Origin of the sequence: Halobacillus amylolyticus, assembly GCF_022921115.1 — a bacterium.
GTDB lineage: Bacteria > Bacillota > Bacilli > Bacillales > Halobacillaceae > Halobacillus_A > Halobacillus_A amylolyticus.
The window spans coordinates 746,863-770,740 of sequence record NZ_CP095075.1 but is presented as its reverse complement, the minus strand read 5'-3'; the positions used below and the strand labels follow the sequence as shown (position 1 = coordinate 770,740).

The 23,878-nt window shown below is 42.0% G+C and carries 20 protein-coding genes; all 20 read left to right on the top strand.

The window, feature by feature from the left end; all coding sequences use genetic code 11:
- The first annotated feature begins 47 nt into the window (after positions 1-47).
- The 20 genes from tsf (at position 48) to pnp (ending at position 23,809) form a co-directional block, all read left to right on the top strand.
- Complete coding sequence (gene tsf / locus MUO15_RS04055; RefSeq protein ID WP_245033670.1) at positions 48-932, top strand: translation elongation factor Ts; 885 nt, start codon at positions 48-50, stop codon at positions 930-932.
- Between the two features lie 117 nt (positions 933-1,049).
- Entirely contained in the window at positions 1,050-1,772 is a 723-nt protein-coding gene (gene pyrH / locus MUO15_RS04050; protein ID WP_245033668.1) for a UMP kinase, read from the top strand.
- A 2-nt stretch (positions 1,773-1,774) separates the two neighbouring features.
- Complete coding sequence (gene frr / locus MUO15_RS04045; protein ID WP_245033666.1) at positions 1,775-2,332, top strand: ribosome recycling factor; 558 nt, start codon at positions 1,775-1,777, stop codon at positions 2,330-2,332.
- 155 nt (positions 2,333-2,487) lie between these two features.
- A complete protein-coding gene (locus tag MUO15_RS04040; protein WP_245033664.1) occupies positions 2,488-3,255 on the top strand; it encodes an undecaprenyl pyrophosphate synthase in 768 nt (255 codons plus the stop codon).
- A gap of 14 nt (positions 3,256-3,269) precedes the next feature.
- Positions 3,270-4,115 carry a phosphatidate cytidylyltransferase gene (locus tag MUO15_RS04035; protein WP_245033662.1) on the top strand — a complete coding sequence of 282 codons (846 nt, stop codon included), beginning with the start codon at positions 3,270-3,272 and terminating at the stop codon, positions 4,113-4,115.
- Positions 4,116-4,147: 32 nt separating this feature from the next.
- The gene (dxr, locus tag MUO15_RS04030; RefSeq protein ID WP_245033660.1) at positions 4,148-5,287 is read left to right on the top strand and encodes a 1-deoxy-D-xylulose-5-phosphate reductoisomerase; all 1,140 of its coding nucleotides are present in this window, start codon (positions 4,148-4,150) and stop codon (positions 5,285-5,287) included.
- A gap of 246 nt (positions 5,288-5,533) precedes the next feature.
- Positions 5,534-6,790: an RIP metalloprotease RseP gene (gene rseP / locus MUO15_RS04025; protein WP_245033658.1), complete on the top strand. Its 1,257-nt coding sequence runs from the start codon at positions 5,534-5,536 to the stop codon at positions 6,788-6,790.
- Between the two features lie 77 nt (positions 6,791-6,867).
- A complete protein-coding gene (locus MUO15_RS04020; protein WP_245033656.1) occupies positions 6,868-8,571 on the top strand; it encodes a proline--tRNA ligase in 1,704 nt (567 codons plus the stop codon).
- A gap of 369 nt (positions 8,572-8,940) precedes the next feature.
- Positions 8,941-13,236 carry a PolC-type DNA polymerase III gene (locus MUO15_RS04015; protein WP_245033654.1) on the top strand — a complete coding sequence of 1,432 codons (4,296 nt, stop codon included), beginning with the start codon at positions 8,941-8,943 and terminating at the stop codon, positions 13,234-13,236.
- 608 nt (positions 13,237-13,844) lie between these two features.
- The gene (gene rimP, locus MUO15_RS04010) at positions 13,845-14,318 is read left to right on the top strand and encodes a ribosome maturation factor RimP (protein WP_245033653.1); all 474 of its coding nucleotides are present in this window, start codon (positions 13,845-13,847) and stop codon (positions 14,316-14,318) included.
- Positions 14,319-14,332: 14 nt separating this feature from the next.
- Entirely contained in the window at positions 14,333-15,433 is a 1,101-nt protein-coding gene (nusA, locus tag MUO15_RS04005) for a transcription termination factor NusA (RefSeq protein WP_245033651.1), read from the top strand.
- Between the two features lie 13 nt (positions 15,434-15,446).
- Positions 15,447-15,719: an RNase P modulator RnpM gene (gene rnpM, locus MUO15_RS04000; protein WP_245033649.1), complete on the top strand. Its 273-nt coding sequence runs from the start codon at positions 15,447-15,449 to the stop codon at positions 15,717-15,719.
- Positions 15,719-16,033, top strand: coding sequence for a YlxQ family RNA-binding protein (locus MUO15_RS03995; protein ID WP_245033647.1), 315 nt, complete (start codon positions 15,719-15,721; stop codon positions 16,031-16,033). Before rnpM ends, MUO15_RS03995 begins: the two co-directional genes overlap by 1 nt.
- Positions 16,034-16,037: 4 nt before the next feature.
- Positions 16,038-18,116: a translation initiation factor IF-2 gene (gene infB, locus MUO15_RS03990; protein ID WP_245033645.1), complete on the top strand. Its 2,079-nt coding sequence runs from the start codon at positions 16,038-16,040 to the stop codon at positions 18,114-18,116.
- Positions 18,113-18,391 (top strand): DUF503 domain-containing protein, encoded by a 279-nt coding sequence (locus tag MUO15_RS03985; RefSeq protein WP_245033643.1) that lies wholly within the window; start codon positions 18,113-18,115, stop codon positions 18,389-18,391. The genes infB and MUO15_RS03985 overlap by 4 nt, the downstream gene beginning before the upstream one ends.
- Positions 18,392-18,421: 30 nt before the next feature.
- Complete coding sequence (rbfA, locus tag MUO15_RS03980) at positions 18,422-18,772, top strand: 30S ribosome-binding factor RbfA (protein ID WP_245033641.1); 351 nt, start codon at positions 18,422-18,424, stop codon at positions 18,770-18,772.
- Positions 18,773-18,902: 130 nt separating this feature from the next.
- Positions 18,903-19,799 (top strand): tRNA pseudouridine(55) synthase TruB, encoded by an 897-nt coding sequence (truB, locus tag MUO15_RS03975; protein ID WP_245033639.1) that lies wholly within the window; start codon positions 18,903-18,905, stop codon positions 19,797-19,799.
- Between the two features lie 431 nt (positions 19,800-20,230).
- Positions 20,231-21,169: a bifunctional riboflavin kinase/FAD synthetase gene (locus tag MUO15_RS03970; protein ID WP_245033637.1), complete on the top strand. Its 939-nt coding sequence runs from the start codon at positions 20,231-20,233 to the stop codon at positions 21,167-21,169.
- Positions 21,170-21,299: 130 nt separating this feature from the next.
- Entirely contained in the window at positions 21,300-21,569 is a 270-nt protein-coding gene (rpsO, locus tag MUO15_RS03965) for a 30S ribosomal protein S15 (RefSeq protein ID WP_245033635.1), read from the top strand.
- Positions 21,570-21,691: 122 nt separating this feature from the next.
- Positions 21,692-23,809: a polyribonucleotide nucleotidyltransferase gene (gene pnp / locus MUO15_RS03960; protein WP_245033633.1), complete on the top strand. Its 2,118-nt coding sequence runs from the start codon at positions 21,692-21,694 to the stop codon at positions 23,807-23,809.
- Positions 23,810-23,878 lie beyond the last annotated feature (69 nt).

Here is a 23,878-nt window from a genome sequence, read left to right as displayed (position 1 = left end):
GAGCTTTTCTTAATCGTAAAGGTCTAGATAAATAAGGAGGCTACACAATGGCTGTTAATGCAAAAATGGTAAAAGAACTTCGTGAAAAAACAGGTGCTGGTATGATGGATTGTAAAAAAGCACTTACTGAAAATGACGGTGACATGGAAAAAGCAATGGAATGGCTCCGTGAAAAAGGTATTTCTAAAGCACAGAAGAAAGCGGATCGTATTGCTGCTGAAGGATCTGCACATATCGTAGTCGAAGGCAATACAGCAGCTCTTTTTGAAGTGAACTGCGAAACTGACTTCGTTACAAAAAATGACCAATTCAAAACACTGCTTCAAGAGCTTGGTCAACACCTTGTGAACCAAAAGCCTGCCACAGTTGAAGAAGCACTTGAGCAAAAGCTTCATGGTGAAGGCAACACGATTAATGAATACATTACAGATATGGTTGCTAAAATTGGGGAGAAGATCTCTCTTCGTCGTTTTGTTATTAAAGAAAAAACGGATAACGATGCATTTGGTGCTTATATGCATATGGGCGGAAACATTGGTGTTCTAACTGTACTTGAAGGGTCCACAGACGAAGCCGTTGCAAAAGATGTAGCGATGCATGTAGCAGCTGTTAACCCTCGTTACGTTTCCCGTGACGAAATTCCTGAGTCAGAAGTAGACAGCGAGCGCGAAGTATTGAAAACACAGGCTCTCAACGAAGGAAAGCCAGAAAAAATTGTTGAAAAAATGGTTGAAGGTCGTTTGAACAAGTTCTTCGAAGAGATTTGCCTGCTTGAGCAAAGCTTCGTTAAAGATCCAGATCAAAAGGTGAAGCAGTATGTAGCTTCTTCTAAAGGTGAGATTAAAGGGTTCGTCCGTTTCGAAGTTGGAGAAGGTATGCAGAAACGTGAAGAAAACTTTGCTGACGAAGTAATGAGCCAAGTTAAAAAATAAGCGAATTTTAAAACGGGGGACACATTGTGTTCCCTATTTTAAAACACGTTACATACAATGGCTAAAAATAACATCATGATCGACACAAAAATAGATTAGGAAAAAATGGAGGTTGCTATGACTACAGCTCGCTATCGTCGCATCGTACTAAAACTGAGTGGAGAAGCCTTAAGTGGCAAAGAAGGTTTCGGTCTTGAACCAACGATTATACAATCCATTTCCCGTCAAGTTAAAGAGGTAGCCGAGTTAGGTGTAGAAGTCGCCGTGGTTGTTGGCGGTGGAAACATTTGGCGTGGGAAAGTAGGAAGCGAAATGGGTATGGACCGGGCTAATGCAGATTACATGGGAATGCTCGCTACAGTAATGAACTCTTTGGCTCTTCAAGACAGTTTGGAAAACATGGGTATTCAAACACGTGTCCAAACATCAATTGAAATGAGACAAGTTGCAGAACCGTATATACGGAGAAAAGCGATCCGCCATCTAGAGAAAAAACGGGTGGTTATTTTTGCTGCTGGAACTGGTAATCCTTATTTTTCTACGGATACAACTGCAGCATTACGTGCAGCTGAAGTGGAAGCAGATGTGATATTGATGGCTAAAAATAATGTCGATGGTGTATACTCAGACGATCCTAAAGTGAACGTCGACGCAAAGAAATATGACCAAATTTCCTATCTGGATGTGCTTAATGAAGGTTTGGGTGTTATGGATTCTACAGCTTCCTCTTTATGTATGGACAACGATATCGATTTATTGGTATTCTCTATTACAGAAGAAGGTAATATTAAAAAGGCCGTAATGGGCGAAAATATTGGAACTATTGTTAGGGGGAAATAATCATGTCAGATGCCGTGATTAATGAAACGAAACAACAAATGGAACAAGCTGTTCAAGCTTACTCACGTCAATTAGCTACGGTTAGAGCTGGTCGAGCGAACCCTTCTATTTTGGATAATGTTTATGTAGATTACTATGGTGCGGCTACACCTTTAAACCAATTAGCTCAAGTGGGTGCACCTGAACCGCGTCTGCTTGTTATTACACCATATGATAAGTCTGCTGTTTCAGAGATCGAAAAAGCTATTCAAAAAGCGGATCTAGGTCTATCACCGTCAAGTGATGGTAACGTTGTGCGTATTAGCATCCCAGCACTTACAGAAGAGCGCCGTAAAGATTTAGCTAAAGTAGTCGGTAAATATTCAGAAGAAGCCAAAGTACAAGTCCGTAACATTCGCCGTGACGCAAACGACCGTCTGAAGAAACTTGAGAAAGACGGGGACCTGACTGAGGATGATCTTCGTGAATATCAAGATGATGTTCAGAAAGTGACAGATAATAATATTACCTCTATTGATAAACTAGCTAAGACTAAAGAAGACGAAATTATGGAAGTTTGATCTGATAGGCCAATTAGGTGTATAAAGCCGCACTGTCGCTGTTTGGCAGTGCGGCTTTTATTTTGCTATCAAATACTCTTTATGTGAATGGCGGCATGGTGTAGGATAATAGTATATAATAGAAAAGTGGAACCAACGGACTGGGGGATAATGTCATGCCAATCAAGATTCCATTTACCAAAAATAAGAAACATACGACACAGCAATCTCTGAGTCTCGATCATGATCATATTCCTAATCATGTGGCGATAATAATGGATGGAAATGGTCGTTGGGCTAAAAAGAGGGGCTTGCCAAGAATTGCTGGCCATAAAGAAGGCATGAGTGTCGTTAAGAAAATTGTTCGCCGTGCATCAGATTTAGGGGTTCATGTCCTTACACTCTATGCCTTTTCAACAGAAAATTGGAAACGACCAAAAAATGAAGTTGATTTTTTAATGAAATTACCTGTTGATTTTTTAACTACATATTTGCCAGAACTCATTGAAAGAAATGTACAAGTCCAAACGATTGGAGATACTGGTTTACTCCCAGAACATACCCGTAAAGCAGTGGAAGAAGCCATCAGTCGTACCTCTGAAAACAGCGGTCTTATTTTAAATTTCGCACTTAACTATGGAAGCCGTTTTGAAATGGTCAATGCAGTGAAGCAAATAGCAACACAAGTTGAAAAGGGTGAACTTTCAACAGGTGATATTGATGAACAGCTGTTCTCATCACATCTATACACATCAGAACTATTAGAACCAGATTTGCTGATTAGAACAAGTGGTGAACAACGGTTAAGCAACTTTCTATTATGGCAGCTTGCCTATGCCGAATTCTGGTTTACAGATGTGTTTTGGCCAGACTTTGACGAACATCTATTTGAACAAGCACTCTACGATTATCAAAACCGCAAACGTCGTTATGGCGGAATATAAGGTGTGAACGTACTATGAAACAACGAACGATTACAGCATTAGTCGCGGCATTAATCTTTCTGCCTATTGTTATGCTTGGCGATCTAATCTTTCAGGCTTTTGTCTATTTAATTGCAAGCATAGCTATATATGAACTCATGCGTATGAAAAAAATTGCTCGGTATTCCATTGCCTCAGGTATTACTTTACTGCTTATGTGGACACTGATGTATAAGCAGGGGATGTTTTTTGGTTATAATTTACCTATAACCAAATCTGAACTCACTTTGTTAGCTGTTTTAATCTTGCTGAGTTATACGGTTCTTGTGAAAAACCGCTTTACCTTCGATGATGTTGGATTCCTTTTATTATCTGCTATTTATATCGGGATGGGCTTTTATTATCTAATTGTAACGAGAGAGGCCGGTTTGGAGTACGTGTTCTATGCTCTTTTTGTTGTTTGGGCAACAGATACAGGGGCGTATATATTTGGCCGATTACTTGGCAAGCATAAATTATGGCCGCAAATCAGTCCGAAGAAGACCATTGAAGGTTCGGTCGGCGGTGTTGTACTTGCTTGTGTGGTCGCCTATATCTTTCATATGATAGAACCGCTTCAGCATTCTCTGCTGATTGTACTGCTCGTAACAATTCTTATTTCTATAACAGGTCAGATCGGTGACTTAGTGGAATCAGCGTTTAAGCGTCACTATGCTGTAAAGGATTCCGGCAAAATTCTTCCAGGGCACGGCGGTGTGTTGGATCGCTTCGACAGTTTGATTTTTATGCTGCCGATCTTGCATTTAGTTGGCTTCATTCCAGAGGAAGAAAAGGCTCTTGCTATGAACTGGGTTCTTTCATTTGTGTTTTATATTTATTAACGATTACCGATAGTAAAAGGGGAGTTCCCAGGATGAAACAAATTGCATTACTTGGGTCTACAGGCTCAATTGGTATACAAACGCTTGAAGTGCTTCGATTGCATAAAGAAGAATTTTCTCTATATGCTATGGCATTTGGAAAAAATATAGACAGGGCTCTCCCGCTCATTAAGGAGTTTCAACCTGCTTTAGTTGTTGTTCAGGATGAAGCAACTAAGGACAAGCTTGAAAAAGAGTGGCAGGGAAGCACTATTTTATTTGGCAGCGGCGGACTTATTGAAGCGAGTGTTGCTGATCAGGTGGATGTGGTTGTAAATGCTGTTATGGGGAGTATTGGACTTCCTGCTACACTTAAAGCAATTGAAGCAAGAAAAACAATCGCCATTGCTAACAAAGAGACACTTGTCACTGCAGGACATTTAGTTATGGAGGCTGCTAGGAAACATAATGTGGCTCTCTTACCTGTAGATAGTGAGCATTCAGCGATTTACCAATCACTAAATGGCGAAAGTAAAAAGGATATTCACAAATTAATCATTACAGCCTCTGGGGGAAGCTTCCGCGATAAAAAAAGGGAAGAACTTGCAGGAGTCACGGTTGAAGATGCCCTTAATCACCCAAACTGGAGTATGGGGGCGAAAATTACGGTGGATTCTGCCTCTATGATGAATAAAGGATTAGAAGTGATAGAGGCTCATTGGCTATTTGATGTGCCTTATGAGCAAATTCATGTTATTCTTCATAGAGAAAGCGTCATTCATTCTATGGTAGAGTATGTAGATCGAAGTGTCATGGCACAGTTAGGCACTCCGGATATGAAAGTGCCGATCCAATACGCATTAACGTATCCGAAACGTTATTCTTTAGAAAATACAAAGCAGCTCAATCTAGAAGAAATGGCTACACTACATTTTGAGAAAATGGATATGGATCGTTTTCCTTGTCTCAGAATGGCTTATGAAGCTGGGCGTGAGGGTGGATCGATGACGACAGTTCTAAACGCTGCCAATGAGGTAGCCGTCCAATTATTTCTAGAAGGTAAAATCTCCTTCCTTGAAATCGAACAATTAATTCAACAAGAACTTTCACAGCATAAAACAATTCATAACCCAGACTTATCTACCATACTATCTATCGATGAGGAAACGAGAAAACGTGTCCATTTAAACTAAAAGTCATGTTCAAAAATTGCTGGATAGGTGGCGTAATTTTGAGTTGCCGAACGTATGCTAAGTTGTACGAGTAACGAGGCCACTTGAAGGGCTCCTGTAGGCTGTCTTGCACCTTAGAAAGTTGCTCTTCTTAGTTACAGGCTTGTAGATGCAGGAACACAGCTATTTTTAGACCTAGCTGACGCAGGATTGACCGCAAGTGATACCGTGATTTTTTGAACAACCTCTAAAAGGAAGGTGCTTCATTTGACGACAGTAATAGCATTTATACTCATGTTCGGACTGTTAGTGTTTGTCCATGAGTGGGGGCATCTCATTTTTGCAAAGCGAGCAGGAATGCTTGCTAGAGAATTTGCTATCGGATTTGGTCCGAAAATTTTCGCTTTCACAAAAAACGAAACCGTTTATACCATTCGTTTATTGCCTATTGGTGGGTACGTAAGAGTAGCAGGAGAGGATCCTGAGATTGTTGAACTGAAGGCTGGTCATCATATTGGACTTGAATTCAATGAGGCAGGTAAAGTCAATCGTATCATCGTCAACAATAAATCGAAACATCCTTATGCTCGTGTCGTTGAAGTAGAACGGGCTGACCTCGATCATCGTTTAATTATTGAAGGATATGAAATTGACGAAGAAGAGAAGCTTTACTTTGATGTAGATCCTAAAGCGATGTTTGTCATGGATGAAAAAGAAACACAGATTGCCCCGTATGATCGCCAGTTTGCTTCAAAATCTGTGCCGAAACGTGCGATGCAATTGTTTGCCGGTCCGATGATGAACTTTGTACTAGCCATCATTTTGTTTATGATTCTAGGCTTTATCCAAGGCGTCCCCGTAAATAATGCACTTATTAGTGACGTCCAGCCTGACTCCCCTGCAGAAGAAGCGGGATTACAGGCTGGAGACGAAATTGTTGGGATTGATGGGGAATCAGTGAATACGTGGGATGAGTTTACTCAAATCGTAAGAAATCATCCAGAGGAGCAAGTGACCTTATCTGTTGAGCGTAATGAGGAAACGATACAGGTTGATGTTACACCGGCACAAATTGAACAGGGGGAAGTCACCATTGGTCAAGTAGGTGTGGCACGTGCCTTTGAAGATTCATTTGTTAAGAAACTCACCTATGGTTTTACGCAAACCTATGAGTGGGGTACGTTAATTCTGACCAATTTAGGAAAACTTGTCACAGGTCAATTTTCATTAGATATGCTGTCTGGTCCTGTAGGGATTTATGACGCAACAGACCGTGTCGTTCAAACAGGCTTGACGAACTTTGTTATGTGGACATCTATTCTTAGTGTTAACCTTGGGATCGTAAACTTATTGCCGCTCCCTGCTCTAGATGGAGGCCGCTTACTATTTGTTGGCCTTGAAGGGATACGCGGAAAGCCGATCGATCCACAAAAAGAAGGAATTGTCCATTTTATTGGATTTGCTCTATTGATGTTATTAATGTTAGTTGTGACATGGAATGACATTCAACGCTTATTCTTGTAAATGACCGAGCTGGAAGCGGAGGGAGTGATCGTTCTCTTATACGCTTCCAGCTTCATTTTTAAAAAGAGGTGGAAAAAATGAAACAAAGTCAAATGTTAATCCCAACGTTAAAGGAAATCCCTGCCGATGCTGAAATAAAAAGTCACCAGCTTCTCGTTCGAGCAGGATACATACGTCAGATCGCATCTGGTATATACAGCTTTCTCCCAATTGGCCGCCGTGTGCTGCGTAAAGTAGAAGAAGTCGTGCGCCAGGAAATGGAAAAGATCGGGGCACATGAAATGATGATGTCCAGTCTGCAGCCTTCGGAACTGTGGAAAGAAAGCGGACGCTGGAACACATATGGTGCTGAACTAATGCGCATTGATGATCGACATGAGCGTGAGTTTGCTCTCGGTGCCACGCATGAAGAGGTGGTTACTAGCCTTATTCGCGATGAAGTGAAAAGCTACAAGCGTCTTCCTTTGACAGTTTTTCAAATTCAGAATAAATTTCGTGATGAGAAGCGGCCTCGTTTTGGACTGCTGCGCGGACGTGAATTTTTAATGAAGGATGCCTATACGTTTAATGAGTCCTTTGAAAGCCTGGATGAGAGCTACGACAAGATGTTTAACGCCTATACGAATATTTTCCGCCGGCTAGGGCTTAACTTTCGTGCTGTTATCGCAGATTCCGGTCAAATGGGCGGCAAGGATACCCATGAGTTTATGGTCCTTTCTGAAGTAGGAGAAGATGTGATTGCCTACTCTGACACTTCGGAATATGCGGCTAACATAGAAATGGCACCTGTAGTGACAACCTATGAAAAATCGACAGCGGCTCTTAAAAATATGGAAAAAGTAGCTACACCTGATCAGAAGACAATGCAGGGGGTTGCTGACTTTTTGGGGCATGGCTTAGAAGAAGGATTAAAGTCAATCATGTTTAAAGTGGATGATCGTTTTGTTATGGTCGTAACCCGCGGGGATCATGAAGTGAATGATGTAAAACTTAAAAACCTTTACTCAGCCGATATTGTTGAGCTGGCAAGTGAGGAAAAGACAAAAGAGCTGCTTGGGACAGGCTTTGGTTCACTAGGACCTGTTGACGTACCTGAAGAAGTTGAGGTCGTTGCCGATTTGGCAGTAGAAATGCTTGTCAACGTATCTTGTGGTGCCAATGAGGAAGGTTATCATTATGTCAATGTCACACCTGAGCGGGATTTCCAGGTCACACAGTATGCGGATCTTCGTTTTATTCAAGAAGGGGACCCGTCACCTGATGGTCAAGGACTGATTACATTTGCCCGTGGCATTGAAGTAGGTCATGTGTTTAAATTAGGCAAGTTCTATGCGGAGAAGATGAATGCCACCTACTTAGATGATCAAGGGAAAGCACAGACAATGGTAATGGGATCATATGGAATCGGCGTGTCTCGTACTGTTGCTGCGATCGTTGAACAGTACCATGATGAACGAGGCATAACATGGCCTGCTAATATCGCGCCATTCCAAGTTCACCTGCTCTCACTAAATTCTAAAAAGGAAGAGCAGCAGCAATTAGCAGATCAACTATATGACGAGCTTATCGATGCTGGGATTGAAGTATTATATGACGATCGTAAAGAGAGAGCCGGGGTCAAATTTGCCGATAGTGACCTATTTGGAATTCCGCTTCGCTTGACTGTAGGGAAACGAGCTGGAGAAGGAATTGTTGAAATGAAAGAACGCGTAACAGGTAATCAATCAGAGCTTGAGCAATCCGAAATTTTATCTGTCGTATCAAATTGGTTAAAGCAATAAAATCTTCAGATACCCTTGCGTATATGTTTATCAAGCAAGGGTATCTTTTATGTAGAATCATGAAGTATAATGTCTTTAAGTGTGTGTTCAAAAAGTTGACGAATGAGAACGTCGACAAAGATCGTCACCTCCTGTGACAAAGTCGACACTAGCACGTTCCTTGCGCGTCGCAAAGTTCGAGCCGCGAAAGTTTTGAGGATCGCAAGCCGTATGCCTTTCATACGTGAGGACCGGAAAAAACCGAGCAACGAAGAAATTCGCCGTTTATCATGGTGTTTTTTGAACATCCTCTTTAAGTATGTCTATCCCGAGTCAAATAGTGAGGGCATAGACACTTTGTTTTATTTACCCCTACAGGGAGGAATCACATTGGGTGTGACCAATCAGGAAAAAATGCATTATTTATTGGAGCAAATCCAGTTTCCACAAGATCTGATTGAGCCTCATTTTAAAGATAGCTCACTTGAGAAACTGATCGTATATAAAGCAGAAAAAAAGTGGCATTTTCACTTTAGTATTCCAAGTGTACTGCCACCTTCTGTTTATCAATTGTTTATTAGTAAGCTGCAGAGCGCGTTCCGTTCCATTGCAGAAGTGGACTGGACGTTTGAAGCAGCAGATAAAGGTGTAGATCCAGACGCTATTAATGAGTACTGGAAAGGATTTATCCAGTCCATGCCCAATTTAAATCCTGGTTACAAGGATTTACTTATGGAGCAACAGCCAGAAATTAACGGAAATAAAATTATGTTAACTTGTAGAAACTTGGCGGAGAGTCATGCAGTGAAGAAGAAATTAGACACTCCATTGCAGAGTTTTTGTGTTCAATCTGGTCTGCCATCACTGATGCTGTCTACACGTGTGAAGGAAGAACAGGAAGAATTAAAAAGGTTTCAGGAAGAGCGGCAGAAAGAAGATAAACAGCTTGTTCAAAAAGCTGTCAAAGAACAGGAAGAACGTGCGAAGGAGAAAGAAGAGGATACGAAACCGAAAGGGCCCATTGAAATTGGCTATAAGATCCAGGAAGATGCAGAGCCAATGGAAAACATTGAAGAGGAAGAACGAAGGAAAATTATTGAAGGATATGTCTTTGATGCCGACATTAAAGAATTACGTTCCGGACGCCACCTTTTACTTATAAAAGCGACCGATTACACGGATTCATTTTCAATTAAGATGTTCTCGCGCGGGGATGATCATGCTGAGATGTTTAAGCACGTCACAAAAGGAATGTGGATCAAGGCCCGAGGGAGTATCCAAACAGATAACTTTACAAGTGAATTAACGATGATGGCCAATGATATTAATGAAATGGCTCCAAAACTTCGTAAAGATGAGGCGGAAGAAGGAGAGAAGCGAGTAGAGCTGCATGCCCATACGACGATGAGTCAAATGGATGCACCCGTTTCAGCTCCCAGACTGATCGCCCAAGCTGCAAACTGGGGTCACGAGGCGATCGCTATAACCGACCATGCTGTTGTTCAAGCCTATCCTGAGGCACATGCTGCTGGTCAAAAACATGGCGTTAAAGTGATTTATGGAATGGAAGCAAACCTAGTTGATGATGGAGTACCGATTGCTTATGAAGAGCAGGATCGCGACCTTGAAAGCGATACGTATGTCGTTTTTGACGTGGAAACGACAGGGTTGTCTGCTGTGTATGACAAAATTATTGAACTCGCTGCAGTCAAAGTAAAAGGCGGGGAAATCATTGATCGGTTTGAATCCTTTGCCAACCCGCATCATCCTCTATCCCAGACAACTATTGATTTAACAGGAATTACCGATGACATGGTGAATGATGCCCCTGAAATTGATGACGTGTTGAAGGATTTCCATAATTGGATGGCCAATGACATTTTAGTAGCCCACAATGCTAGTTTTGACATGGGCTTTCTTAATGCTGGTTTTCAAAGGATCGATTATCCGAAAGCTCCTAACCCTGTCATTGATACACTTGAACTTGCTAGATTTCTAGTTCCCGAGCTTAAGAACCACCGATTAAATACACTCTGTAAGCATTTTGATATTGAACTAACTCAACACCATAGAGCGATCTATGATGCTGAGGTAACAGGTTATTTAATGTGGAAACTGGTAAAGAAAGCTATTGGACGAGAAATTACCAACCATATGAATCTAAATGATTACATGGGTGAAGGCAAAGCCTATCAACGGTCACGGCCTTCTCATGTCACATTACTTGCTGTCAATAGTATAGGTCTTAAAAATATGTACAAAATTGTTTCAGAGGCCCACTTAAACTATTATTATCGTGTTCCACGTCTGCCAAGGTCACGGCTTGCTAAACTTCGTGAAGGTATTCTGATTGGATCAGGCTGTGATAAAGGGGAAGTCTTTGAGACGATGATGCAGAAATCCGCAGAAGAAGCAGAGAAGGTTGCTGAATTCTACGATTATCTTGAAATACAGCCTCCGGGCAATTATGCACACTTGATCGAAAAGGATTTAGTCCAAAATGAGGCGCAAGTCTATGACATTCTAAAAAAGATTGTCGATATGGGTGATCGTTTGGGGAAAACTGTTGTTGCTACAGGGAATACCCACTACCTCGATCCCCATGATAAGATGTACCGGCAAATCCTTATCTCTTCACAAAATGGGAACCCGCTCAATCGTCAAACATTGCCAGATGTTCATTTTAGAACCACAAACGAGATGCTTGAAGAGTTTTCCTTTTTAGGGGAAGAGAAAGCAAAAGAAGTTGTTGTCACTAACACAAATAGATTGAATAATAACATTGATGTGATCAATCCAGTCAAGGAAGATTTGTACACACCAAACATTGAAGGAGCCGATCAAGAAATCCGGGAAATGTCCTACAATAAAGCGAAGAGACTGTATGGGGATTCAATTCCAGAGCTTGTAGAAAAAAGATTAGATAAAGAGCTTGAGAGTATCATTGGCAATGGTTTTGCCGTTATTTACTTAATCTCGCAAAAGCTCGTAACGAAATCTCTTGAGGATGGGTATTTAGTCGGTTCACGTGGATCGGTAGGGTCTTCGTTGGTTGCAACAATGACAGATATTTCTGAAGTGAACCCTTTGCCGCCCCATTACGTTTGTCCAAACTGTCAACATCATGAATTTTTCACGGATGGGTCCATCGGCAGCGGATTTGATCTTCCCGAAAAAGATTGTCCTGAATGTGGGACGGCCTATAAAAAAGACGGGCAGGATATCCCTTTTGAAACGTTCCTTGGTTTTAAAGGTGACAAAGTACCCGATATTGATTTGAACTTCTCCGGTGAGTATCAGCCACATGCCCATAATTATACGAAAACTTTATTTGGGGAAGACAATGTGTATAGGGCTGGAACGATTGGTACAATTGCTGAAAAAACGGCCTATGGATACGTGAAAGGATACGCAGGTGACCACCAGCTGCAATATAAAAATGCAGAGGTCGATCGTCTTGTTCAAGGCTGTACGGGCGTCAAAAGAACAACAGGACAGCACCCAGGGGGCATCATTGTTGTGCCTGACGACATGGATATTTTTGATTTTTCACCGATTCAATTCCCGGCAGATGATACGAAGTCAGAGTGGAAAACAACCCACTTTGACTTCCACTCGATTCATGATAATTTACTGAAGCTTGATATTCTCGGACACGATGATCCAACAGTGATTCGCATGCTTCAAGATTTAAGCGGCATTGATCAAAAAGAAATCCCTGTTGACGATCCTGAAGTAATGAAAATTTTCAGTGGGCCTGAAGCCTTAGGTGTAACCGCTGAACAGATTATGTGTAAAACTGGTACGCTTGGTGTTCCTGAATTTGGTACTCGATTTGTCCGGCAGATGCTTGAAGATACAAAGCCAAAGACCTTTGCTGAACTCGTCATCATATCTGGTCTGTCACATGGTACAGACGTATGGCTTGGCAATGCCGAGCAGCTCATAAATGACGGTATTTGTACATTGCCTGAAGTGATCGGCTGTCGTGACGATATCATGGTTTATCTCATGCATAAAGGCCTTGAGCCATCCTTAGCCTTTAAAATCATGGAATTTGTCCGAAAAGGGCGTGGTCTTCAGGATGAATGGATCGAAGAAATGAAGAAGAATGGTGTTCCAGATTGGTACATTGATTCATGTAAAAAAATCAAGTATATGTTCCCGAAGGCTCACGCGGCGGCTTACGTATTAATGGCCGTCCGGATTGCTTACTTTAAGGTTCATTACCCGATTTACTTTTATGCTGCGTACTTTACGGTAAGAGCAAGTGACTTTGAATTAGAGACGATGATTAAGGGTTCTGATGCGATTCGAAAAAGAATTGAAGAGATCCAAATGAAGGGCCTGGATGCTACACCTAAAGAGAAGAGCTTAATGACAGTGCTTGAATTGTCTCTAGAAATGTGTGAACGAGGATACGGCTTTAAGAGTGTTGATCTTTATGAATCAAGCGCGACAGATTTCATTGTTGACGGTAATCAACTGATTCCTCCATTCAATGCTGTCGATGGTTTAGGTACAAACGCAGCGATTAATATTGTTAATGCCCGTGGAGAAGGGGAGTTTCTCTCCAAGCAGGATTTAAGAGAACGCAGCCGTATTTCGAAAACGGTGCTTGAATATTTGGATAATCAAGGCTGCCTGGCTGGTATGCCTGATGAGAACCAACTATCGCTATTTTAAAAAGTGGAATGGCTGTCTAGCTGCAGTGCCCAGACACTCGAGACATAAGCAGTTCGCTTCCGTGGGGAAAGATCACCCCACTGCACCGCTCTGCTTGGGCCCGCAGGACGCGGGTCAGTTCGACGTTGGCACAGGACGTGCCGATCTTAGTCGAACTTCCTCTGTCGTGTCTACCCGGGCACTTCCGCTTTTCTCTGTCTAGCTGCAAGGGGCAGACCTTCGCGACATAAGCAGTTCGCTTCCGTGGGGGAAGATCACCCCACTGCACCGCTCTGCTTATGCGTTTCAGGTCTAAGCGCCCCTTTCCGCTTTTCGGCCCCCTATTGCATAAATGTAGTATCTATGGTATATTTTTTATGGTGAGAAGAGCGATAGAGACGAGCGAAAGAGTGGGGAAACCCACTCTTTCGTTTATATTTACGGCTCACTTTTACTTAGAACTTGCCCGTAGGAGTGATCTGTTCTTGCACGAGAAGACCGCTATGATTTCATCATAGCGGTTTCCTTTCGAAACGGGAACAAGGGTTAAATTAGTCCTTTCCTTAGCAAAATAAGTATATGATTGCAGCAATTCGGCAATAAACAGGAGTAAAAAGGAGGGATTCCATATGAGTAAAAATGTAACAGAGATTACAGAAGAACTAGTGAAACCTATTGTTAAAGAGATGAATCTTGAACTTGTAGATATCGAATTTAAAAAAGAAGGTAAGAACTGGTTTCTTCGCGTATTCCTTGATAAACCTGAAGGGATTGACATTGAAGAATGTGGTCAAGTTTCAGAAAGGTTGAGCGAACAATTAGATGAAATCGATCCAATTGATCTTCCATACTTTTTAGAGGTTTCCTCTCCTGGCGCTGAACGTCCTCTGAAAACGAAGGAGGACTTTAAGAAGTATGTAGGTGAACATATTTATATGAAATTATATGAACCTATTGATAATGAGAAAGAGTTCGAAGGTACACTCGTACAATTCGAAGGCGAAACGGCAACCATAGATATCCGTATTAAAACACGCACAAAGCAACTAGAGGTGCCTTTTAACAAAATTGCCAAGGCTAATTTGGCCGTCACTTTTAACTAAGGGGGAGAAAACTGTTGAGTAGTGAACTTTTTGATGCCATGAATTATTTAGAGAAGGAAAAGGGCATTGACAAAAATTTGTTGTTGGAAGCGCTTGATGCAGCGTTAATTTCAGCTTATAAGAAGAATTTCAATTCAGCTACAAACGTTCGTGTAGATATTAATGAAAACGAAGGCAGTATGAAGGTTTTTGCGAGAAAGACGATTGTTGAAGAGTCTATGGATCCTCAGCAGGAGATTTCTTTAGAAGAAGCCAAGGAAATAGATCCTAACTATGATATAGACGATGTCATCGAGGTAGAAGTGACGCCAATGGACTTTGGCAGAATTGCTGCCCAAGCTGCAAAGCAGGTCGTCACACAGCGTGTTCGAGAAGCAGAACGCGGGATTATTTACGGAGAGTATGTTGACCGTGAAGAAGATGTGATGACAGGAATTATCCAGCGTAAAGATCCAAGATTTGTTTATGTAAATCTAGGGAAAATTGAAGCAAGACTACCTGAAGGCGAGCAGATGCCTACTGAATCTTATCAAGTGCATGACCGCTTAAAAGTTTTTGTTACAAAGGTAGAGAATAGTAATAAAGGACCACATATTTATGTGTCAAGGACACACCCGGGTCTGCTCAAGCGTTTATTTGAAATGGAAGTGCCTGAGATTTATGACGGCACAGTTGAAGTGAGGTCAGTTGCTCGTGAAGCAGGAGATCGTTCAAAAATCTCAGTTTATGCTGATGATCCAGAAATAGATCCAGTTGGGTCGTGTGTCGGCCAGCGTGGCCAGCGGGTCCAAGCGATTGTGAATGAGTTAAAAGGCGAAAAAATCGATATTGTTCAATGGTCAGAGGATCCTATCGAGTATGTGTCAAATGCACTTAGTCCTTCTAAAGTGGTTGAAGTCCTCGTTGATGAAGAAGAAAAGGCTACAACTGTCATTGTTCCCGATTATCAACTATCGCTTGCAATTGGAAAAAGAGGACAAAACGCACGACTTGCAGCCAAGCTAACAGGCTGGAAGATTGATATTAAGAGCGAAAGTGAAGCACTTGAACAAGGTGTGATTACAGAAGAATCAGCTTCAGAAGATGAAGAGGCTGATGAATTAACTGAAGAATAAGGGGGCAAAAGCTATGGCCCAATCTAGAAAGATTCCATTAAGGAAATGTGTGGTTACGCAAGAAATGAAGCCAAAGAAACAGCTCATTCGAGTTGTGCGTAACAAAGATGGAGAGGTATTCGTTGATCAAACGGGCAAAAAGAATGGAAGAGGCGCCTACATTTCTAAAAGCTTTGAGGTTATTGAGCAAGCAGAGAAGCAGCAGGTGCTGAACCGTCACTTAAACACCAAAGTGGATGCAACAATTTATGAAGAATTAAAAACAATTGTAGGAGCTAGCCATTAATGTCAGGCTCTTATTTAAATATAATTGGGCTAGCACTCCGGGCAGGCAAGGTTACGCTCGGTGAGGAACATATTGTTAAAGACATTCAACGTGGACGTGCCAAGTTGGTCCTTGTTGCAAATGATACAGGAAAACAAACGATGAAGAAGCTTACAGATAAATGTAGCTCTTATCATATACCCTGCTATGTGGTGGATGATCGAGAAACCCTTTCACAAGCCATGGGGAAGTCAGGGAGAGTCGCGATCGCAGTTCTTGACCAAGGATTTGCGAAAAAGTTGCAATCGCTACTCGATGAATCTATTCGGGGGTGAAAGAATGAGTAAAATGCGCGTATATGAATATGCAAAAGAAAATGAACTATCCAGTAAACAAGTGATTGATAAATTAAAGGACATGAAAGTAGAAGTTTCTAACCACATGTCTATGGTTGAGGATGATGTAAAAGGCAAACTTGACCAGGCCTTTGGAAAGGGCGCAAAGAAAGAAAACAAGCCTGCTGCCAAAGGAAAAAGTAATCAAAAGCCGCAACAAAATCAGGCACAAAAAAATAATCAAAACCAGAAAAAGAATCGTCGTCCGCAGCATAATAAGCAGCAAAGGCCACAGCAAAATCAAAAACCGCAACCTAAGAAGAAGCAAACACCAGAGAAAATTACTTACTTAGGTTCATTGACAGTCGGAGAACTTGCTGAAAAATTAAGCAAAGAGTCTTCAGAGATTATCAAAAAATTGATGGGCTTAGGTGTGATGGCTACAAAAAATCAGGATCTTGACAGTGATTCTATAGAATTAATCTGTGCAGAATTTGGTGTGGAAGTTGAGGAAGAAGTCGTTGTAGATGAAACGGACATTGAAAACATGATTTCCGAGGATGCAGAAGAAGACTTGCAAGAGCGTCCAGCGGTTGTTACCATCATGGGCCACGTTGACCACGGAAAAACGACGTTGCTTGATTCGATTCGTGATACAAAAGTAACGGAAGGCGAAGCTGGCGGGATCACTCAGCATATTGGGGCCTATCAAGTTGAGGAAAACGGAAAGAAAATCACGTTTCTAGATACACCAGGTCACGCTGCTTTTACGAGCATGCGTTCACGTGGAGCCCAAATAACTGATATCGCCATCTTAGTCGTAGCTGCAGATGATGGAGTTATGCCGCAAACACGGGAAGCAATTAACCACGCAAAAGCGGCCGAGGTACCAATTATTGTAGCTGTTAATAAGATGGATAAAGAAGGGGCAAACCCTGATCGAGTCATGCAGGAATTAATGGAATATGAGCTAATTTCTGAAGACTTTGGCGGAGATACCATTTTCGTTAAAATGTCCGCAGTTGAAGGGAAAGGGATAGATGAATTGCTTGAAATGATTATTCTCGTTTCTGAGATGGAAGAATTTAAAGCAAATCCTGATCGCCTGGCCTCCGGTACAGTCGTTGAAGCAGAGCTTGATAAAGGACGCGGCCCTGTAGCCACGCTTCTTGTACAAAATGGTACACTGAATGTCAGTGACGCTGTGGTTGTGGGCAACACATTCGGGCGTGTTCGGGCAATGGTGAACGAAATTGGCAGAAGAGTAAAAACAGCCGGCCCTTCTACTCCAGTTGAAATTACTGGATTAAATCATGTTCCACAAGCTGGCGACCGTTTCCTTGCTTTTAAAGATGAAAAGAAGGCACGTTCGATTGGTGAAGCACGTCAGCAGAAACAAATTGAAGCAGACCGCAGTTCTACCGCTAAGGTAAGCCTTGATGATCTATTTGAACAAATCAAACACGGAAACATTAAAGACATCAATTTAATTTTGAAAGCAGATGTGCAAGGATCTCTTGAGGCGCTGGCAGGTTCACTTCAGAAGATTGAAGTGGAAGGTGTGAAGGTGAAAATCATTCATACCGGTGTAGGAGCGATTACAGAATCTGATATTTCGCTTGCTTCGGCTTCAAATGCAATTGTTATCGGGTTTAACGTTCGCCCAGATGGAAATGCTAGAAAAGCAGCAGAATCTGAAGATGTTGAAATTCGTCTGCACAACATCATCTATAAAGTCATGGAAGAAATTGAAGCGGCTATGAAAGGGATGCTTGACCCAGAATATGAAGAAAAAATCATTGGTCAAGTGGAGGTCCGCGAAATCTTCAAAGTTTCTAAAATTGGTACCATCGCCGGTTCTTACGTTACAGATGGCAAGATTACCCGTAATTCAGGGATCCGTGTTATCCGTGATGGTGTAGTTATTTATGAAGGAGAAGTAGATGCCCTTAAGCGCTATAAAGATGATGCCAAAGAAGTAGCACAAGGGTACGAATGTGGAGTGACCATAAAGAACTTTAACGATTTGAAAGTTGGCGACATGATTGAGCCTTATGTTATGCAGGAAATTGAACGTAAATGATTTTAAGTGCTGAGGTGGAAGCGATAATCTATGAAGCCCAGTCCTTAAAAGAAAAGCGTTCTGTTATTAAAAGAGTACAAACGAGGCTGAAGAATGAATTCAATGTAGCTGTCAGTGAGCTTGACCATCAAAACCTGTGGCAGCGCACATGTATCGGAATTGTTACGATTTCAAGCAGTAAAGTGATTGCTGAACAGACAATCCAGCAGGCTTTAGCTTTCGTTGACTCATTTCCTGAATTAGAACGAACAGAAACAGTCCAAGAATGGTTGTAGACGTTTTAGTTTCGAAGAGGTGAAGGTAGAATGAATGATTTACGTGCAAACCGTGTCGGTGAGCAGATGAAGAAAGAAATGAGCGATATCATCAGCAAGAAGATTAAGGATCCCAGAGTAGGCTTTGTTACCGTTACGGAAGTAAAAGTAACCGGTGATCTTCAACAAGCCAAGATCTTCATTTCAGTGCTTGGGGACGACAAGCAAAAACATGATACACTTGTTGGCTTAGCTAAAGCGAAAGGATTCATTCGCTCGGAAATTGGTCAAAGGATCCGTTTACGTAAGACTCCAGAGATCATGTTTGAATTTGATGAAGCGATCGAACGTGGAAATCGCATTGAAACGATTCTTAAGGATCTGAACGATACGGACAGCTAAGTACAAAGGTAAAAGCGCCTTATGAAGATAAAAAGGTCTGCTTTCGCCCTAGAGGTGAACAACAGGGGAATCCGTGCTTTGGATGCACGGATTCTCTATGTACAATAATAAAGTTTGTGGGGTGGAATTCATGCATGGTATTCTCCCATTATGGAAGGAAAAAGGGTACACATCACATGACTGTGTGAGCAAAGCACGGGGCATGTTAAAGACTCGAAAGATCGGTCATACGGGAACCCTGGACCCAGATGTTGAAGGGGTCTTGCCGCTTTGTGTCGGCAAGGCAACAAAAATCGTCCCTTTTTTAACAGATACAGAGAAGGTTTATGAAGCAGTAATTACGTTAGGTTCGTCAACGGAAACGGAAGATGCCTCTGGAGATGTTGTTGACCAGAAGCCCGTTGTTGATGAAATTCCTGCCAGTGAAATCCAGTCCGTTCTAAAATCTTTCATTGGAGAGATTACACAAGTCCCGCCGATGTATTCAGCAGTAAAGGTTAAGGGAAAACGTTTATACCAATATGCACGGGAAGGCATAGAAGTAGATAGGCCTGAACGAAAAGTAACCATAAAAACGATAGAGCTTCTTGACAGACCATTCCCAGTAAAAGACGAACGGCAGTCGGTTCCGATCCGGGTCGTTTGTTCCAAGGGTACATATATTCGAACACTTTGTGTGGATATTGGCAGGGAGCTTGGGTTTCCGGCCCATATGTCAGCACTTATCCGCACTCAAACAGGTGCGATTAGGAAAAAAGATTGCCTTACCTTTGAACAAGTCCAGCATTATGTTGACCTGGAGCGGCAAGAAGAATTGCTTTTACCTCTGTCTAAAGGTCTCGAACATATGTCTTCCTTTCAAGTTTCTGAACAGGATAAGCAGGCTATTCTGCATGGACAAGTACTGCCAAAGCCAAAGGAAGTAACAGCACCTGAATTTAGCGTCATTTGTAATCATGAAGTGATAGCCATGTACCAGGTTCACCCAACGAAACCAAATAAAATAAAGCCCATCCGCGTATTTTAAGAGGTTGTTCAAAAAGTCACCAAATGAGCGGCGAATCTCTTCGTTGGCTTGCTTTTGAAGAGTGTGTGCCCTTGTGTCTACGAGCCTATTCAAAGAAGTAAATTCCTCGGGGCAAGGCAGCGAAGAAGGACATTCTCTGAAGTGGCCTCGCTACTCACGTATTATTAGGCAGCAGTGGAACTTCTACTAAAACCGTGCACGTCCTGTGCAAGTCCGTTCCTTGGAAAAGAAGGACCCTTTTCCTTCGTGCGAAGCCAATTCGGGGAAGATTTCCTTGGTGCTCAAAACTACGCTGCCTCGACCTTCTTGCGACGCACAGGACGTGCTAGTGTCGACGTCGCTCGCGTGTTGTAGCGCCCTTAGTCAACCTTCTCATTTGGCAACTTTTGAACATATACTTTAAATTTTTTTTAGTAAAGCAGGTGAGTGATATGAAGACAATTGAATTATCTGCATCAGATTCGGATTTTTCTTTTGACCTTAACCCGAGCGCTGTTGCTGTGGGATTCTTTGATGGTGTGCATAAAGGGCATCAAGAAGTAATTACGACCGCTCAAAACAAAGCAGATCAACTTGGTTTAGCCAGTGCAGTTATGACATTTGATCCCCATCCCTCTGTCGTTTTAAATAAAGCTGTTCAGCATGCGAGGTACATTACTCCCTTGTCTGAGAAGCAAGATATTTTAGAAACGATGGAAGTTGATTACTTATTTGTTGTACGATTTGATCAGTCATTAGCTGCTTTATCCCCACAACAGTTTGTCGATGATTTTTTCATTGGTTTAAACATTAAGCATGTTGTTGCAGGATTTGATTTCAGTTATGGTCATAAAGGAAAAGGTTCCATGGAGACACTTCCTGAACATGCCCAGGGGCGGTTAACCTATACCGTTGTTGAAAAAGTGGAGCAGGAAAGCTCAAAAGTGAGCTCAACAAGAATTCGTAAGCTTTTGGATGATGGAGAGGTCATAGAGGTTAGTGAACTGCTTGGACGAACATTCAATGTCAGGGGAACCGTCGTTTCAGGCGATAAGCGTGGGCGAACAATTGGTTATCCAACAGCTAATATGGCAAACATGAAGGAATATTACTTACCGAAGTCCGGTGTTTATGCAGTTGAAGCTGCCTATCAGGGTGAACAATTTTATGGGATGGCAAACCTTGGTGTCAAGCCAACCTTTCAAGAAAACAGTGCAGTGCCAATGCTAGAGGTATATCTTTTTGACTTCGATCAGGATTTATATGGGACTGAGCTCACAGTATATTTTCATAAATATATCCGAGCTGAGCAAAAATTCAAAGGTATTGACCAGATTGTTGCACAGCTTGAGAAGGATGAAGCGGAAATCCGTCGCTTTTTTAACCGGTAAAAGCAGTTTCTCCTTGCATTTTAGACGCAAAAACTGTACGCTTTAATATGGAACCTTCGCTTGGCGGCACGTAACTCCGACGTCCGCTCGGGGAAAGGGAATCTGAAAATTTTTAGGAGGTGTAGCTATAATGGCTATCACACAAGAACGTAAAAATGAACTAATCAATGAGTACAAAACTCATGATAACGACACAGGTTCTGCAGAAGTACAAATTGCTGTACTTACTGAACAAATCACGAGCCTGAACGAACACCTGCGTGCACATAAGCAGGATCACCATTCTCGTCGTGGATTGCTTAAAATGGTAGGTAAACGCCGTAACTTGCTTAACTACCTACGTAATAAAGACATTACACGTTACCGTGAGTTAATTAAGAGTCTCGGCTTACGTCGCTAATGTATGAAGAAAAAGCGGGAGTTATTCCCGCTTTTTCTGTATGTTTACATACAGAAGGGTGTAAACTTTAAGATAGGCCCTATTTCTACAATTTTTGTTTTTTGAGAGGAGTAAAGTGCTTTATGGCAGAAGAAAAACAAGTGTTTTCGATTGACGTAGCAGGTCGCACATTCTCTGTTGAAGTAGGAGAATTAGCTAAACAGGCTAGTGGAGCCGCTATGATCAGCTATGGTGATACATCGGTTCTTTCAACCGCAACAGGTTCCAAAGAGCCAAAGGACTTACCATTTTTCCCGCTCACCGTTAATTATGAAGAGCGATTATATGCGGTCGGTAAAATCCCAGGAGGTTTTATTAAGCGCGAGGGGCGCCCAAGTGATAAGGCTGTATTGGCTTCCCGATTAATTGACCGCCCGATACGCCCTATGTTTCCTGATGGTTACCGAAATGATGTACAAGTGATTAGTACAGTCATGAGTGTTGATCAGGATTGTTCATCAGAAATGGCTGCGATGCTTGGATCCTCTATTGCTTTGGGAATATCTGATATTCCATTTGGCGGTCCGATTGCCGGTGTGATTATTGGAAGAGTTGATGGTGAACTGATCATTAATCCAACGACCAAGCAGCAAGAAAATAGTGATATCGACTTAACCGTTGCCGGAACAAAAGATGCGATTAACATGGTCGAAGCAGGAGCAAATGAAGTATCCGAAGAGGACATGCTTGAAGCCATCATGTTTGGTCATGAAGAGATTAAACGTTTAGTGGCCTTCCAGGAGGAGCTCATTGCAGCCGTTGGAAAAGAAAAAATGGACGTGCAGCTGTTCGATCATGATCAGGACTTAAAAGATAAAGTCGAAGCTGAAGCAACTGACTCCATCGTTGCTGCGATTAAAACAGAAGAGAAAAAAGCACGAGAAGTGGCCATTGCCGAAGCCCAAAAGGCTATTGTTGCAGACTATGAAGAAATGGAAGCAGATGAAGATACGATTAAGCAAGTCAAATCGATTTTGGAAGACATTGTAAAAGCAGAAGTTCGCCGTCTAATTACCAAAGACAAAATCCGCCCAGATGGACGTGGCGTTGATGAAATTCGTCCATTATCCTCCAGAGTAGGTGTACTACCTCGTACACACGGTTCCGGGCTCTTTACAAGAGGACAAACCCAAGCTCTAAGCATTTGTACATTAGGTGCTTTAGGTGATGTCCAGATTCTGGACGGATTGGATCTGGAAGAATCAAAACGGTTTATGCACCATTATAACTTCCCTAAGTTTTCTGTAGGGGAAACAGGACCGATACGTGGTCCGGGTCGCCGAGAAATTGGTCACGGTGCTTTAGGTGAGCGCGCACTTGAAGTAGTCATTCCTTCTGAAAAAGAATTTCCTTATACGATGCGTCTTGTGTCAGAAGTTCTTGAATCAAATGGATCGACTTCCCAGGCAAGTATTTGCGCAAGTACATTAGCTATGATGGACGCAGGTGTACCGATTAAAGCTCCTGTAGCCGGTATTGCGATGGGCCTTGTCAAATCTGGCGATGATTACAGTATCCTTACAGATATTCAAGGCATGGAAGATCACCTTGGTGACATGGACTTTAAAGTAGCAGGTACGGAAAAAGGTGTAACCGCGCTTCAAATGGATATTAAAATTGATGGGTTATCTCGCGAAATCTTGGAAGAGGCGCTGGCACAAGCGAAAAAGGGACGTAAAGAAATCCTGAAGTCAATGCTTGCGACAATTTCAGAAACGAGAGGTGAACTCTCCCAATATGCTCCTAAAATTATGACGATGAAGATTAATCCTGATAAGATCCGCGATGTGATTGGTCCAAGCGGAAAACAAATTAATCAAATCATTGATGACACCGGCGTAAAAATTGATATCGAACAAGACGGTACCGTATTTGTTTCTTCTACGGATGCTGAAATGAACAAAGTAGCCATGAAAATCATTGAAGATATTGTCAGAGAAGTGGAAGCAGGCGAGATTTACGATGGAACAGTAAAACGAATCGAGAAGTTTGGCGCATTTGTTGAGTTGTTCAAAGGGAAAGAAGGTCTTGTGCACATTTCTGAACTAGCTGAAGAGCGAATTGGAAAAGTTGAGGATGTTGTTTCTCTAGGAGATACAATTAAAGTAAAAGTCAAGGAGATCGATAAGCAGGGAAGAATTAATCTTTCTCGTAAAGCGATCCTTGTTGACGAAAAGAAAGCACAAGAAGCAAATGAGTAAAAAAGAAACTGGCTTGCCAGTCTCTTTTTTTTGCTTAAAAGTGAGTGTTCAAAAAGTTTCCAAATTAGA